The organism is Kamptonema sp. PCC 6506, from assembly GCF_000180455.1.
Lineage (GTDB): Bacteria > Cyanobacteriota > Cyanobacteriia > Cyanobacteriales > Microcoleaceae > Kamptonema > Kamptonema formosum.
Window position 1 is genome coordinate 39,963 of record NZ_CACA01000348.1, and the last position, 16,889, is coordinate 56,851.

Consider the following 16,889-nt stretch of genomic DNA (forward strand, 5'->3'; position numbering starts at 1 on the left):
AAGTCGCCGAAAGGAAGTTTCCAATGCAACTCACCTACAAATACCGCCTCAAGCCCACAAAAGCTCAGTTGGCAACGATTGCGACCCACCTAGAACTCTGCCGTAGGCAATACAACTACCGCCTCGGCGAAAGGTTTAGATGGTGGGAATCCACGAGAACACCTATCAATGCCTGGCCAAAATAGGTCAAGTGCCGATGGTATTCCATCGCCCAATACCAACAGGATTCAAGGTCAAGACGGGGACGGTTATTAGAGAGGCAGACGGGTGGTATATTGCCCTGACGTTAGAAGATAAAACGGTTCCCGTGACGGTTGCAGAGATTCAACCGACTACTGAAAACACTCTTGGTATTGACTTAGGAATCACTAATTATGTTTACCTCTCCAACGGTGAAAGAATTGAGAATCCTAGATTCTTGAGGAAATCTGCTGAGAAATTAGCAAAACTTCAGGCAAAGTTGGCTAGTAGAGTCAAAGGCTCTAAGTCTTGGCATATTCTCAAGAGCAAGATTTCTCGGCTGCATCAATTTGTAGCTAGAGCGAGGCTTGATTTTCAATTCAAGACAGCACATGAACTATTTGGCAAGTGTGATGTTTTGGTGGTTGAAGATTTGAGTATCAAGAATTTAACAAGACGCGCTAAAATCAAGACAGACATTGAAGATGGCAACTTGGTTTATTTGCCGAATGGTCAAGCAGCCAAGAGTGGTCTAAACAAATCAATGCTTGATGCTGCTCACGGTCAATTTGCCAATGTCCTCAAGTATGTTGCCTGGAAATTGGGTAAGAATGTTTTGTTCGTCGATCCGAGGGGAACTTCTCAGCATTGCTGGAATTGCCTCAATAAAGTACCGAAAGAATTGTCGGAGCGGTGGCATTCTTGTCAATGCGGCGAGTCTTTAGACCGAGATGAAAACTCGGCTAAGCTGATCAAAAAGATTGGTCTAATTCATCAAAGTGGCGGGGGAACTTCGTCACTCAAAAAAGCCCTTGCACAAAGGGAAATAGAAGCCTGCGGTCTAACGGTACTCCGTTGACCGTCAGGTTCGTTCACAGTTCCATCTCTAGTTTCGCGGCAAGCAACTGCGTTATCTCATCTATTGACGACATCTCATCTTCTTCATCAGATTCAGGCTTTTGTAGCTGCTTAGGTGTTTCTAGCAATTCGTCGGCAAGATAATTCACGAGAGCCTGTTGCGTTGGATAGTCTAAAGCCAAAGTGGAAGAAAGAGAGCAACCCAAACTGGCTTGTAACCTGTTTCTTAACTCGACAGAGGCCAGGGAATCCATTCCCAGGGTAAAGAAGCCCACCTCTTGCTTTGCCAGTAGAGTATTCGCGTCTATTCCCAAAACTAGGGCCACCTGCTCCCGAACATGAGCCTGCAAGAGAGTCATACCCTCTTTGGGCGGAGCTTTCTCTAATTGATCTCGAATATTATGCCCGTAAGCTTGGGAGCGAGAGCCCCTCTCCTGCAAGGTTAGTTTACCGGAGGTGTCAATATTCTTCATCACATCGCTGAAGAACGGCTGCGGAGTCAATTGCCTTGCTAAGAATTGTGGCCAGTCGATCGGCATGACACCCACTTGATGCACCGTACTCTCGTCTTTGAGCAACTGGTCGAGAATTTGCAAACCCTGTGCCAGGGTAATGGTTCCCTCTCCCTGTTTGCTGGACAACTTATCTAGTCCAAGTCGAGCCGCAATTCCCACTTCGCTCCACGTACCCCAATTAATTGATAGGCTCGGTAGCCCTAAGTGGCGACGATAAGAGGCGATCGCATCAAGAAAAGCGTTTGCCGCAGCGTGATTGGCTTGCCCAGCGTTACCGAGCAAAGAGGTGGCGGAAGAGAACAAGACAAAGAAATCTAAAGGCTGATTTTTGGTCAGTGTATGTAGGTTCCACGCACCTGCTACCTTGGGAGCCATCACTTCTTCAAAGGCTTGCCAACTTTGCTGCTGTAGAATCCCATCATTTAATGTACCTGCCGCGTGAATAACGCCCCGTAATGGTGGGTACGTTGCTGCTGCAAGCGATCGGGTTAGTTGTGCTGCATCGGCAATATCGGCTTGTACGACTGTCACGGAAGCTCCCAGTTGCTCTAGTTCGCTTAATTGAGCTTGCTGCTCCTCCCTCGCACCACGTCGTCCGACCAGCACAAGGTGCCTGGCCCCATGCGTAACTAGAAAACGAGCCACCAGTAACCCCAGTCCGCCTAGACCACCAGCAATCAGATAGCTGCCATCGTCGCGGAATGTGAGAGGCTCTTGTTTATCTTCCCCTCTAGTGGGGCGGGCTAAGGGCGAAAGTCTTGCCACATAACGCCTTTGTTCGCGAAATGCTATTTGCTGTTCGCGAGGTCGCGTTTGCAGATCGGGCGCATAAAGAATGGGGAGCGGGGGAGCGGGGGAGCGGGGGAGCAGGGGAGCGGGGGAGCGGGGGAGCGGGGGAGCGGGGGAGCGGGGGAGATGGAATATGGAAATCTCTCCCCTGCCCCCCTGCTCCCCTGCCCCCTTGCCCCCCTGCTCTACTTCCACTGTTGCTGATGCAGGCTCTGCGATCGCGAAAAGTTCGCCCTTAAGCGCTTCCACTTGCGCCTCAACTGTCGTATTGGGGTCTAAATCCACTTGCACCACCCCTAGCTCTGGGTGTTCGATCGCAATTACTTTTCCCATCCCCCACAGAGCCGATTCAACCACATTTTGAACGTGATGTTCGTTGACGGCTTGTGCGCCCAACGTAACCAGTGACAAGCGAGGAGGGGTTTCTGGATAGCTTGCCAGCGCTTGAATTAAGTGCAGCGTACTGCCACAACTTAAAAGAGTGGTCGCCTCCAAGTCAGTCGAAACCATGCTCCAACAATGCACGATTTCTTGGATGTTTGTTACCCGCTTCCACAATTGTTTCCAATCTTCAAGGCTTGTAGGAGCGATCGTGAACGTTTGCGAGTCTATCTCTGCGTACTTTTCCCCTGGTAAAAGGAGCGTACAATCCTCTCCTTCTCCACGCAACCGTTTTGCTAGTAGCCCACCAATCTCCTCATCAGCCAAGAGCAGCCATCTTCGCGGTGTTCTGACTGCTGGTTCCTTACGCGCCACGATCGCCGCCTCGCGTGGCAATTTATGGGGGCCATCTATTTCTGGCCATAAAGCAGTTGTTTGGCTGAATCCCATTTCTTGCAACAACATTTGCCAGCGATCGGGAGACAATAGCGGATGGTTGGGGCGTAAGTCACGGTCTGTAAACTTCCACCAGCCTTCTGTTAAGCCAAAAGTTATATCGGCCCAACGTGCGGGTTCGCTGTCTTCCATCAGGATCAACATCCCGCCTGGTGCCAACAATTGCTGGACATTTGCCAGCGTTTGACGCAAGTCGCTAGTAGTATGTAATACATCCGCCGCCACGATTAAATCGTACTTTAGGGATTCAAATCCTTGCGCCTGTGGCGCTTGTTCGATGTTTAATACCTGATAGCGCACAAACGGGTAATCTTTAAAGCGCTCTCTCGCTTTGCCGATAAAAAAGGAACTGATGTCGGTAAAGACATATTCTGTGCGATCGACAGGCAGATGCGGTAACAAGTAGGCTGTGGTTCCGCCTGTGCCAGCACCAATCTCTAAAATTCGCCAACCACGTTCCTGCGGTAACTGATCGAGGGCTGAAAGAACCGCTTCTTGTACGAGAGTATTCGTGACACCTAAAACTTTGGCTTCGCCATAGAGCTTGCTTAATGTTGTTGTGTCGCCCGCAGGGAAGAGCAACTGTATGGGGTCGTATCTTCCTTGTAGTACTTCTGCCAATTTTGCACCGCAACGCGAGACCAGTGCGATCTCAGCTTGTGCTTCTTTTGCTTCGAGTCGATCGAGAAACACCTGTAGGTCAATCGTTTCAGGGTGTGAAATAACTTCCCATGTCGTCATCGACTTTTCGCCTCGGAGTATTCCTGCTTCGGCTAGGATATCGAGCAAACGAGCGAACAGTTGCCGATGTCGATCGACAACCCCCAACTCCGAGCCCTTCTGGGCAGTGGAAAAACGTTCGCCGAGTTCAAACAGCCACCCCATTTGTTGGAAAGCGTCCACAACGTAAGCCAGACTTAACCTTTCGAGTTGGGTATAGGCGATACCATAAGTTGCCAAATCTGCTTCGACGATCGCCGAAGCTAACTTTGTTTCGAGGCGTTTGCGAATATTATCTGGCGTTGGCAGGTAATTCGGTAAGAGTCCAAAACGCGCTTGAGGTTTCCACACGACCTGATAAAGCCAATTTCGCCAAGAGTCTTGCGATGCCTTCGGCGCGGCGTTTCGCCATCGCAACATTTCTTCACGGCGCACGAGGACAGATTGCACGCCGGACATAATGGCGATCGCACGTCCCTCGGTATCAAATAGATGAAGGTCTGCAATCAGTTTCTTTGGTGGCGAATCAATATCCTGCTTTCGATCTGTACTCAAAGGAGGCCGATATTGGGCGCGACACCACAGTTCTGAACTAGGACGATCGTAGACTTGCAGACTCTCAATGCCAACGGGTACATAAGTCTGACCTTGGCTGGCTTCAGGATAAGAGACCGTTATCATTTGAAGCCCCGCATCCAAGAGTACGGGATGGAATTGGTAGGCATTAAACTCGTGAAGCAAGATTTCTGGCAAGCTAACCTTGGCGAGTGCGATCGCATCATGGCTTTTGGCAAATGAGACTGGATAACGCCAAAGCTGCTTCACCCCCCGCATCATTGGCCCCATATCCATCTGACGCGCCATTTCTTCCTGATAAAGCACGTCTACCGCTACTTCTTCAGAACAATGTGCCTGTAACGCCATCAAGTCGATGGGCTCGGTTTCTAGCAATTGCTCTGGGACGAATAGCTTACCAGAGGCATGAAGCACCCAAGAGTTTTCTTGTTCTAAGGAGAGGATTTCAAAAAAATAAGCGGACTTTTCTTGTGGGCTTAAAACTATTTGCACAGTTTTCCCTTCATCGGGAATAATGAGTGCTTGTGCGATCGACACATCTTCGAGCCAGAATGTACTTTCTGGTTTAAGTGCTTTCCCTGCTGCCAGTGCCATCTCGAAATAGGCAACGCCCGGAATGATGACATTTCCAAATACTTTATGATCGGCTACCCAAATTGGGGAGTCGGAGTGGATGAAGCTTTGAAAGTAAATCTCTTGAGTACGCGACAACTGGAGCCGTTGACCAAGCAGAGGATGCTGTGCCACGCTGGCGTAGCGAGTTGACTTGGTAGTATTTGTGGCTGGTGGTAGCGATCGCTGATGACTACTAATTGGCTCTACCCAATACCGCTCTCGCTGCCAAGGATAAGTCGGTAGTGGCACGCGGCGACGAGCATACCCCCGATCGAAACCTGCCCAATCGACGGTCACACCTGCTAAGTAAAGCTTGCACAAACTACTTAATAGCTGTTGCCAATCATCCTGTTTCGGGCGCAAACTAGGCAACCAAACCCCCTCACCTTCAGGCAAGCAGTTGCGTCCCATGCCCAAAAGAACGGGTTTGGGGCCGATTTCTATAAATATGTTTGCCCCTTGACGCTCCAGGCTCTCCATTCCTGCCGCAAATCGGACAGGCTGCCGCACATGGCGCACCCAATACTCTGCGGTGGCGATTTGGGGTTCCTGGGTACAAGCTTCATGGCTTGCCAATTGTCCCGTCAAATTGGAGATGAGCTTGATTTTCGGTTCCGAGTATGTCACCTCTTGTGCAACCTGCGAGAAAGAGTCCAATATCGGTTCCATTAGCGGCGAGTGGAAGGCATGGGAGACGTTTAGCCTCTCGCTTCTGATTTTCTCAGTTTCCAACGTGGCACAAATAGCAGCAATCGCTTCCTGTTGCCCAGAAATTACAACACTTTGGGGGCCATTAATCGCTGCGATCGCCACCTGTCCCCTATAAGGCCGAATGAAATCTGTAACCTCCGCCTCACTTGCCGTCACAGAAATCATGCTCCCATCACGAGGAAGCGCCTGCATCAGCCGTCCCCGCTCTGCAACCAGTTTAAGCCCATCTTCCAGGCTAAAGACCCCCGCCACACAAGCGGCCACGTATTCACCCAAGCTATGACCCATCACTACGGTCGGCTGGATGCCCCACGAGCGCCATAACTGATAGAGCGCATATTCGACGGCAAAGAGGGCGGGCTGGAGATAGGCCGTGTTATCTAACGAGAGGCTATGCTCAGATGAGCCAAAAATGACATAGAGAATGGACTCGATCCCTAAATCTTGTTGCAGGATGGCATCACAGCGATCGAGGGCTGCTCGGAATGTTGGTTCAGTATCGTAGAGTGTGCGTCCCATATTGACGTACTGCGAACCTTGTCCTGTAAACAGGAAAGCGATCGTCGGTGTGGCATTTTCTTGTTGTGCTGAAATCGCAGTCTGTGCAGTTTTGAGTTGTGTTTGCAAGCCTGAAATTGATTCGGCCACCACTGCCAAACGATGCTCAAAATGCTTGCGTCCTGTGTTGGCTGTGAAACAGAGGTCGCCTAAGTCAAGATCGGGGTGTGCCTCGATATGGTGGATGTAGCGTTGCACCAGATCGTGTAAAGCCTTTTGTGTAGGGGCAGAGAGCGTTAATAGGTGATGACTCCGTTCTGGCAAAGAGGAAGTCGCTGTGGTTTCTCGCACAGGAGGTTCTTCCAGCACAACATGGCTGTTGGTTCCACCGACACCAAAAGAACTCACTCCCGCCCGTCGCGGATGACCATTCCTTGACCATTCGCGTAATTCCGTGTTGACAAAGAACGGGGTTGCGTCAAAATCAATCTGGGGGTTGGGTTTGACATAGTGCAAGCTCGGTGGAATCTGCCCATGTTGCACAGCCAACGCCGCCTTGATCAAACCAGCAATGCCTGCCGCTTCATCCAAGTGACCGATGTTAGTTTTAACTGAACCTATGGCACATTGCCGTGCATCAAGTACGCTGTCCGTACTGCGCTGAAATGCCTGTGTTAACCCTGCAACTTCAATCGGGTCGCCCAGTTTGGTGCCTGTGCCGTGCGTTTCCACATAACCGATAGTGCTGGCATCCACGTCGGCCCTGGCGAGTGCTTCACTAATAACATCGGCCTGTCTATCTACGCTTGGAGCTGTGTAGCCCATCTTGAGGGCCCCGTCGTTGTTGATGGCCGAACCTTTGATAACAGCCACAATGCGATCGCGATCGTCCAGCGCATCCTGCAAGCGTTTGAGCAAGACCAAGCCACCTCCATTGCCAAAGAGAGTCCCCTGCGCTTCTGCATCAAAGGCGCGACAGTGACCATCCCGCGATCGAATCATGCCCTCTTCATAGAGATAGCCCCCTTTGTGGGGGACAACCACAGAGATGCCACCCGCCAAAGCCATGTCACTCTCTCCACTAATGAGACTCTGGCAGGCCATGTGGACTGCTACTAATGAGGTTGAGCAGGCAGACTGCACATTGACACTCGGCCCTTTGAGGTTGAGCTTGTAGGAAATGCGTGTGGCGAGATAGCTGCGATCGTTGCCAATTTTGGCTTGAAACTGCGCCATATCCGTTTCGATAAAAGGCCGATCGGTAATGATGCCTAAATCGGAGCAGATATTGTTGAGCAGATAGGTACTCAGGCTCGAACCGGCATAAACACCAACTGACCCTGGATACGTTTCGGGGTTGTAGCCAGCGCGTTCAAAGGCTTCCCATGCACATTCGAGCAATATACGCTGCTGTGGATCGCACGCGGCAGCTTCTTTGGGGCTGTAGCCAAAAAAGTCAGCGTCAAAGCGATCGATTTCATTCAATACCGCCCCTGCTTTGACGTAATTGGGATTGTTGCTCAAATCTGGCGAACTTTGCTCCAACTCATCATCACTGAAGAAGGCGATCGATTCAACGCCATTGCAGAGATTTTGCCAAAATTGCTCGATGGTTTCAGCCCCAGGAAAGCGTCCAGCCATTGCGATGATGGCAATATTAGATTGGGCGGATTCAGATTGGCGAGACGAAAAACGCTGGCTTAGATTCTCGTGTGCGCCTTTTTGACTTTCTCCGTTTTGGCTTCCGTGACGCTGGGAGTCGATATGACTGGCCAATGTCTGAATCGTCGGATATTGAAAGAGCGCAACAGCCGACAGTTGAATGTCAAAGACGCTGTGCAATGCTTTGTGCGCCTGGGTCAAGAGCAGAGATGTGCCCCCCAACTCAAAGAAATTGTCATGAATGCCAACGCTATCCAGTGCAAGATGTCTACTCCAAATTTCTGCCAGACGTTGCTCTGTCTGCGTATGAGGCTTGACCAATGGCGTGGACAAAGCCGGACGCGCACGCTTGGGAACAGGCAAGGCATGGCGATCGCGCTTTCCACTGGGGGTCAACGGCATAACGTCGAGCTGGATAAATCGGGAGGGCACCATGTGTTCTGGCAGCACCTCTTCTAGATGTCGCCGCCAGATGGGTTCTAGTTGCTCGAAACTGACTCCATCTGTATCGTTTTGGATGATATACCCCACCAACTGCGTATCACCTGTAACCTCGCGTGCCACAACGACACATTCGCGCACAGCCTGATGACGTGCCAACACAGTCTCAATTTCACCTAGCTCTACACGGAAGCCGCGAATCTTGACTTGATGATCTATGCGTCCCAAATGCTCGATCGTGCCGTCGGGCAGGTAGCGTGCTAGGTCGCCCGTGCGGTAGAGTTTGCCCCCCTGCCCGCTAGTCTTAGTGAATTCCAGAAATGGATTGGGGATGAATTTCTCATTCGTCAGATCGGGCAGATTGTGATAGCCACGCGCCACGCCAACACCACCAATACAGAACTCACCCTCTTCACCAACAGGCACAGGTTGCTGGGCCTCATCCAGAATATACACTTGAACATTGTGCAGCGGACACCCCACTGGCACCAGCGTCGGCCAACTCTCTGGATCGCCATCTAAGTTATGGGTGGTGGCATCTTGAAATTCCGTTGCGCCGTAGTGGTTATGCAAGATAGCCCCAGTATGTCGAAAGAGGTTGGCGACGGCGGGTGTAACACGCATCTGTTCGCCTGTGGTGATGACTTCGCAAAGCGCAGTTGGGATGTGTCTGCTCCCATCGGCAGCCTCGGCTAACTGTAGCAGCGCCGTGACGGGCAGGAACAATTTCTCGATCGCCTGTTGGCTGATGAACTCGGCCAGCGCAAAGGGATTTTGGCGTACTGCGTCTGGAACTAAGACCAGCGTCCCGCCAAGACAGAGCGTGGAGAATATCTCATGGAAAGAGAAGTCAAAGCTCACTGCACAAAATTGCAACGTCCTGACACCCCGAACCGATCGCCGCGTCTGCTGATGCCACCAGAGCATATTGACCAGCGATCGATGTTCCATCAAAACCCCTTTGGGATTGCCAGTGGAACCAGAGGTGTAGATGCAGTAGGCCAAATTGTTGGGAGAAACTTCTGTTTGTAGCGTGTCACAGACCGTCTTTTCTTGAAAAACCTCGAACTCTCCATCCAAACAAACAAGCTGGCACCCTTGCAGCGCAGGTACGGTTGATGCAAGTTTCTGGGCAACGTTGTTTGATGTCAGCAACACACCTGCGCTAGAGTTACGCAACATATAGTCGATGCGATCGGCTGGATAATCTGCATCTAACGGCACGTATGCACATCCAGCCTTCAGGATACCCAACAAACCAATGAACAGTTCAGCCGATCGCTCGATGCAGATGGCGATGAGGTCATCAGGCTGGCAGGCTAGGGACAAGAGACGCTGGGCTACGTAGTTAGCGCGTGTATTTAGTTCCCCATAGGTAAGGGATCGATCGTTGAAAATGAGTGCGATCGCGTCCGGTTGCTCTGCAACTTGTTGCTCAAACAATTGGTGAACGCAGAGATCGGGAAACTCAGTTTGCGTTGCGTTCCCATCAAATAAAACCTGTTGACGTTCTTTCTCTGTCATGGGTGGAGGGCCTTCTATAGCTAGGGGCTAGGGGCTAGGGGCTAGGGGCTAGGGAAGAGGGAAGAGGCAAGAGGTTACTCTGTAAAGGATTCTGGACTAAAGGTAACAGTTGTACTTGCCCTAATCGCCCTGGCGGTTGCTATACATAATGAAGCAGGACACGCCATTGGTTGTTGCAGCTAGCGGCGTGTAGTTTAGTTTAGGGAAGTAATTTTCACAGGTTCCCCTGCGACGGATATCCCACGTTGCACAGTGCAGAGAGCCGCCAAACTCATAGACATTGCGGAAGGGAATCGGGTAGACCTCAAAGCCGTGCTTGTCGAGCAAATCATGAAGCCGATGCTCTTGCGCTTCGCAGATAACCTTCTTGGGCGAGATGCTCAACACATTCATCGCCAACCATTTGCTTGACTGGCAGAACATGGGCATCTCCTCGTTGCTTGAAGTGGGTTGTGCTGCTTCGATGAATTGCCAATCGTTGTCCATGAAGAGTTTCTCTTCGCCCTCTTTGATGGGGCGCTCTGGATTCGTTAGCACAACGCCAGGTGCCAACGGGACAAAGGTACAGTCAATGTGGGAGGGAAAAAGATCTAGTGGGAAGTGAACATCATGCACGCGGAAGCCGCGTGGCTCCAAATGCCGTTTGAGCCAGCGAATTCCTAGACGATTGGTCGTCATGGACTCCTGCACAAAGATATCACAGCCAAAACGGCTACAGTCTGCCGCATCAAAAATCACCTCATCCTGGGTTATGCAAAATTCAAAATCGTGCATCCGCTTAAAGCGCTCTTCTAGCGGCCACTCCCAGAACTCTTCGCGATACATGGCATCCTGCATACTCGGTTTGGGCGCAGTATTCCAGATCATATAAGGATCGTTGTGCCAGTATTCGTAGACTAGCTTGCGATAAGGCAGATACTCGAAGAAACGCGATCGCCGAGACATAGTTGCTTCGAGAATTTCGTTACCAAAGGTGATCAAAACATCACGCGGGCAGACCGCACAATATTGATTCTCTACCTCAAAGAGCGGCGTTTTCACAGACACGCCAAAGTTATGTTTCTCTGGGCGGCGCACAGTTACGCAGTGTGATTCTAGAAGTGCTACCAGCCCATTCAACTCCTCATTAGCTTTCTCTGTGACTTCTTGCTTTTTCAGCCCCCTGGGGAAAGGTAATATTTCCGCAATGTTTTTGTCGCGTAAAGTGGGGTGGTTGCCTGGCTCAGTCGGTTCAAAATAGGCATCATCTGCAATCCCGACCACTATCTCTTCTAGTTCATCCCATTCATTCCAGGCATTAACAATTCTTTTTTGCATATCTCGCGCTACATTTTTGGGGTTAATTGTTGGTGGTTTGTTGTTCTTAGTACATTTAACCATTAGTTGATCGATGACCTTTAATCCTGACCTACCTCCATTTTTTCAGCTACCATCTTTTGACTGGTTTCTTCTATAGTTAAAGCCAAGGTGTGAGTAGCTTCTAAAGCGGGAATAGATACACTATTCTCCTCAACATCACTGATATATGTCCTGGCCATCTGGACTCCAAACATCAGCATTCCAATGGCGTTGAACAAAAAGAAAGCCAACCACAAGATATGGTTACTCTCAAATTTAACTGCGGCTACATCCGCAGGCAAAAATCCTACACCAAGCGCGACTAAGCTAACATTGCGGAGAATATGCCCTTGAGCCAAACCCAAGAAGTACCCACTGAGTATGCAATATAATGAATTGCATACTAGGAGAAGTACCAACCAGGGAATAAAAATATCAATATTCTCAATGATTTCCGTGTGGTTGGTTAACAACCCAAAAACAGTATCGGGAAATAGCCAACACGCTCCGCCGAAAACTACGCTAACCAGCAGAGCCATTCCCACAGAAACTTTTGCCAGGGGTGCTAACTGTTCTGTGGCTCCTTTCCCTTTAAAGTTTCCTGCCAGAGTTTCTGTACCGAATCCCAATCCTTCAACAATGTAGAGGCTCAAACTCCATATTTGTAAGAGTAAGGCATTTTGAGCGTAGATAATTGTCCCCATTTGCGCCCCCTCGTAGTTAAACGTTAAGGCGGTAAACATAAAAACTAAATTGCTGACAAAGATGTTTCCATTGAGAGTTAAGTTGGAGCGTATAGCTTTTATGTCCCAAATTTTTCCAGCTACTTCTCGTACCTCTGGCCACGGGATTTCTTTGCACACAAAAAACAATCCCACCAATAGGGTGAGATATTGACTTGTAGCAGAAGCCACTCCTGCCCCCATGCTCGACCAGTCTAAGTGGATAATAAACAAGTAGTCGAGTGCGATATTAGCAGCATTGCCCACAACCGACAACAACACTACTAAGCCATTTTTTTCCCGTCCCAGAAACCAGCCCAGCAGGACAAAGTTGAGCAAAATGGCAGGCGCTCCCCAACTCTGGGTGTTAAAATACGCTTGAGCTGAAGACTTAACCTCTGGGGCGACATCTAGTATAGAAAACCCCACCACCCCCAACGGGTATTGCAACAGTACGATCGCAACCCCCAGCACCAAAGCGATTAAACCATTACGCAGTCCCACCAACAGCACACCCTCTCGGTCATCTCGTCCGACGGCTTGTGCTGTTATCCCAGTGGTGCCCATTCGTAAAAACGATAAAACAAAGTAGAGAAAGTTAAGGAGGTTTCCAGCTAGGGCTACTCCAGCTAGGTGGTGGATTTCCGAGAGATGACCCAAGAACATGATACTGACTAAATTAGCCAGCGGTACCATAATATTCGATAGGACGTTGGTAAAAGCTAGTCGGAAGTAGCGGGGTATAAAGTCGTACTGGCTTGGAAATGTCAGGTTCATAGATTAGTCCGACAGCATTATTCGCAATTTGAGACAGGCTTTTTCGTTCACTTTCTCCTAATAATCCGCTCCATGAAACCTACTCAAATCTACCTACGGCAGATTTGACATTCACTTCCTGCTTCTACCAAGGGAGTCGGCTCCTTCTTGTCCACAGGCGTAACTTCAGACTGAGCTAGCCTTACTTTTTCCGAACAACGAGACAAGTTAATTGCTGCGTTTAGATCGCGATTAATTAATAAATTGCAGCCGCCGCAATTAAATACTCGTTCCTTTAATGGCATTGACTGAACATGACCACAATTTGAGCAGGTTTTAGAAGAAGGAAACCATCTATCTACCAACTCAACTTTCGTGGCATACATTTCAGATTTATACGTCAACTGACGACGAAATTCATAAAATCCACAATCGGAAATGGCTGCCGCTAACTTATGATTAGCAATCATCCCGCTCACATTCAAATCTTCGATGCGAATGTGAGCATATTTTTGGCTAATTTCTGTTGTGGTTTTCTGCAAGAAATCACGGCGTTGATTAGCGACTTTCGCGTGAATTTTAGCAACTCTACGATAGTGTTTGTGAGCATTTTTTGATGCTTTTACATCTAACTTTCTGTTGCCCAATTCTTTTTTTCGATTTCTCCACTGTTCTTTGCTCAGCTTGGTTTTCGCTTGAGTGAGTGGACGAGGAGACTCGTAAGAATTGCCATCAGAAAGAGTCGCAAATGTTGATACCCCTAAGTCAATTCCCACTGGTTCAGCAACGGGATGAAACATTGGTGGTATTTTTTCGGCTTTAATAGCAAAGGATACATACCATTTATCCGCCGTGCGAGAGATGGTAAACGTCTGCGCTACGCAGGGAAATGGGATAAATTCTTTGAGTCGAAATGTTCCGAGAGTCGGAATTTTAATTGACTTATTAGCTGTCAATAAAAGTGAGTGATTCCAATCAGCAGCATCCACAGTGAATGAATCACCATCTTTTTTTCTTTTGAATTTAGGGAACTCTCCTAATCCTTTGAAGAAACGGGATAAAGCCTCCTTAAAATACCGGAATGTCATTTTGTAAACCCTAGAAGACAGGGTGTTAGTCCATTGATATTCCGGCATCTTTTTGACATGGTTGGTGAAAACTCTTTCGATTGCTGCTACTTTTTTTGTGCTACCACCTGGGAGGTTTTTCACTTCTTGATAAAGGCTCAATGCGTAGTTGTAGCAAAATCTAGCGTAACCAGAATGTCGCGCCATCAAGGTACGTTCCTTATTATTGAGTTTGAGTTCGAGTTTGATGGCGTACATAATCTCAATTACCGTTTTTGATTTCTCCTCATTTAGTCGTCATAGCGCAGTTTTTAGGTAGATTTGAGCAGATTTAGGTAGACTTTTGCAAACAGTTGTTACCCCCCAATATAGTTCCTAAACTCCCTTTTTTGGGCTTGATGTGTCCAGAGAACATCAAAGCGTTTACACCATCTATGGAAGCAAGGAGGCATGGCGGCGGAAGTTGGCTCTTTCATCACTCAAGCCTTAATGTGAAATATCTGCTGCCATGCCTGGATTGTACCTTTATTGCTTGTCTATTTTCGTTTAAGTCCCGTTTTCTAACGGCTCTGGACGACTGGCGGACAGTACGCCGACCCTGGTATGGACTACTACGAGCAGCGGTATCAGCAGCTAAGATGATGGTGATAGAACGGAATTGGGTCAGTTTTTATAAAGAGTTTTGACAACCGGACTTGGCATTACTTAGTTTCAGTCTTTCATCTCAAGTTTACGTTCTTCTGAAGCGAACATGAATCTTATGACAACAAAAAAACAGGTAGATACATTAGCAATCCACGCTCATCTCTTTACCATGCAGGGCGCGGGGGTGGGATATATTGCTGATGGGGCGATCGCCATTGAGGGTAGCCGTATTGTAGCCGTTGATTCTACCGAGGCGTTGCTGAGTCATTTTGAGGGCAGAAAGGTTATTGAGGCCGCGAATTGCGCCGTCTTGCCTGGGCTGATTAATGCTCACGTAGACACAAGTTTGGTGCTGATGCGTGGGGTGGCGCAAGATGTAACCAATTGGCTGATGGACGCGACAATGCCTTATTTCGCCCATATGACACCCGTAGCGAGCATGGCTGCAACACGCTTGAGAGTGGTGGAAGAGTTGAAGGCAGGCACAACAACATTCTGCGATAATAAAGTTTTTAGTCCCCTCTGGGGAGAATTTTTTGATGAAATTGGAGTACGGGCTAGTCTGGCCCCTATGTTCGACGCACTCCCACTGGAATTGCCACCGCTTCAGGAGGGGGATCTTTATCCCTTCGATATAAAGGCGGGACGGCGGGCGATGGCAGAGGCTGTGGACTTTTCCCGTGCATGGAATGGGGCGGCAGAAGGACGTATCACCACCATGTTAGGGATGTATTCGCCAGATATGGTGCCGCTGGAGATGCTACGCGAAGCCAAAGAGATTGCACAACGGGAAGGCTTAATGCTGCATTTTCATGTGGCGCAGGGCGATCGGGAAACAGAGCAAATCGTTAAACGATATGGTAAGCGTCCGATTGCTTTTCTGGCTGAGATTGGCTATTTGGACGAACAGTTGCTGGCGGTTCACCTGACAGATGCGACAGATGAAGAAGCGATACAAGTGGCCAAAAGTGGTGCTGGTATGGTGCTCTGTTCCGGCATGATTGGCATCATCGACGGTCTAGTGCCGCCCGCGCACGTCTTTCGGCAGGCAGGTGGCCCCGTTGCGATCGGCAGCAGCTACAATAATCTCTTCAATGAGATGAAACTGACCGCCTTATTCAACAAAATAAAATATCACGATCCAACCATCATGCCAGCTTGGGAAGTCTTACGCATGGCGACCATCGAAGGGGCGCGGGCGATTGGCTTGGATCGCAAGATTGGCTCACTTGAAGTTGGCAAAGAAGCTGACCTGATCTTACTAGACCTCAGTGCCCTTAACCTCTCGCCTACCTTGCTAGATCCAATTCGCAATCTCGTGTCCAACTTCGTGTACGCTGCTTCAGGACATGAAGTTAAAAGTGTTATGGTTGCGGGAAAACTGTTAGTGGAAGACTACCGAGTCCTCACTGTAGATGAATCCGCGATCGTTGCCGACGCGCAAGTAGAAGCCCAACGACTCTCCCAATGTGTGGCGGCCGATCCCATCCACAAAAAATTGGTGCTGATGGAGGCGATGGCGAGGGGTCAATTGTAGGAATATCCTTGAAGTTGTAATACTCTTGTGTGTTTGTTTTCGTTTTCTAAAGTCTCTATTTCTCCAGGTTTTTCCCAACTAACCATTTATCGCCAATAAAGCGAAAGTAAAATTTCAACAACTTTTACTGGTCAATAAATACGGGGTAAAAATTCCCAAAACACTTATAACCACTCAACCAGAAACAGCGAAAGAGTTTTTTCTAGAGTGCGGAAAAGAGATTTTAGTTAAAACCATTTATACTGGAAATGTGACCATTGATGGGCTCAATCAGGGAATCCCCTCCAGAAAGATTGGCAAAAATGATTTTTATAAATTCTATAAAAATATTTCTTTATCACCTACTCAATTGCAAGAATATATCGAAAAAGCTTTTGAATTAAGGATTACAATTATTGGTAAAAAAGTATTTGCCGTTAAAATTGATTCACAAGCCCATGAAGAGACCAAAATTGATTGGCGACTCCATACTCAAATTAATCCACATTCTATCTTTGAACTACCGGCAAAAATAGAAAGATTCTGCATCGAATTTTTGGAGGAGCAAAAACTATTATATGGAGCGATGGATTTTATTGTGACTCCCAACAATGAATATGTGTTTTTAGAAAATAATCCTTTTGGTCAATACCTTTGGCTAGAAATAGAAACAAAAATACCATTAACGGAAGAGATTTGTAATTTATTAATAAGCTATCTTGATGCTTGATTACTGTTTTTTGGGCTTCACCCTTCGAGTGAAAGTTTTAGGTGGGTAAAACGGGGAAAAATCTTATTAAACGTGAGTTCGATTTGTGCGATGCCTTCGGCTGGCTACGCCTACGCGAAAAAATAGCCTTCTGTTGGACGATCGCGCCCATGAAATGCTCTCAAAACTATATCTGTGAGTATTACTGCT

Annotated in this window: 9 protein-coding genes; 4 read left to right on the plus strand and 5 right to left on the minus strand. The window is 48.5% G+C overall.

The genetic code is table 11. The annotated features are described in order from the left end of the window. The first annotated feature begins 23 nt into the window (after positions 1 to 23). Both OSCI_RS32525 and OSCI_RS24085 read left to right on the plus strand, forming a co-directional pair. Positions 24 to 185: a helix-turn-helix domain-containing protein gene (locus OSCI_RS32525; protein WP_083811334.1), complete on the plus strand. Its 162-nt coding sequence runs from the start codon at positions 24 to 26 to the stop codon at positions 183 to 185. Then, on the plus strand, positions 140 to 1,039 hold the full coding sequence (locus OSCI_RS24085; protein ID WP_007357798.1) for an RNA-guided endonuclease InsQ/TnpB family protein: 900 nt from the start codon (positions 140 to 142) through the stop codon (positions 1,037 to 1,039). Before OSCI_RS32525 ends, OSCI_RS24085 begins: the two co-directional genes overlap by 46 nt. 13 nt (positions 1,040 to 1,052) lie before the next feature. Here the strand turns inward: OSCI_RS24085 and OSCI_RS28010 are convergent, their stop codons facing one another. From OSCI_RS28010 to OSCI_RS31745, 5 genes are all read right to left on the minus strand, one after another. Then, positions 1,053 to 9,926 (minus strand): type I polyketide synthase, encoded by an 8,874-nt coding sequence (locus OSCI_RS28010; protein WP_007357799.1) that lies wholly within the window; start codon positions 9,924 to 9,926, stop codon positions 1,053 to 1,055. A gap of 120 nt (positions 9,927 to 10,046) precedes the next feature. After that, the gene (locus OSCI_RS24095; protein WP_007357800.1) at positions 10,047 to 11,243 is read right to left on the minus strand and encodes an arginine deiminase family protein; all 1,197 of its coding nucleotides are present in this window, start codon (positions 11,241 to 11,243) and stop codon (positions 10,047 to 10,049) included. An 80-nt stretch (positions 11,244 to 11,323) separates the two neighbouring features. Further along, positions 11,324 to 12,763 (minus strand): guanitoxin biosynthesis MATE family efflux transporter GntT, encoded by a 1,440-nt coding sequence (gene gntT, locus OSCI_RS24100; protein WP_007357801.1) that lies wholly within the window; start codon positions 12,761 to 12,763, stop codon positions 11,324 to 11,326. Between the two features lie 89 nt (positions 12,764 to 12,852). Then, positions 12,853 to 14,067, minus strand: coding sequence for an RNA-guided endonuclease InsQ/TnpB family protein (locus OSCI_RS24105; protein WP_007357802.1), 1,215 nt, complete (start codon positions 14,065 to 14,067; stop codon positions 12,853 to 12,855). 529 nt (positions 14,068 to 14,596) lie between these two features. Further along, the gene (locus OSCI_RS31745; RefSeq protein WP_234708818.1) at positions 14,597 to 14,875 is read right to left on the minus strand and encodes a hypothetical protein; all 279 of its coding nucleotides are present in this window, start codon (positions 14,873 to 14,875) and stop codon (positions 14,597 to 14,599) included. Here OSCI_RS31745 and OSCI_RS24110 point away from each other — a divergent pair. After that, positions 14,810 to 15,991: an amidohydrolase family protein gene (locus tag OSCI_RS24110; protein ID WP_234708817.1), complete on the plus strand. Its 1,182-nt coding sequence runs from the start codon at positions 14,810 to 14,812 to the stop codon at positions 15,989 to 15,991. The two genes, OSCI_RS31745 and OSCI_RS24110, sit on opposite strands and share 66 nt — an antisense overlap. A gap of 250 nt (positions 15,992 to 16,241) precedes the next feature. Further along, complete coding sequence (locus OSCI_RS24115; RefSeq protein ID WP_007357804.1) at positions 16,242 to 16,700, plus strand: hypothetical protein; 459 nt, start codon at positions 16,242 to 16,244, stop codon at positions 16,698 to 16,700. Positions 16,701 to 16,889 lie beyond the last annotated feature (189 nt).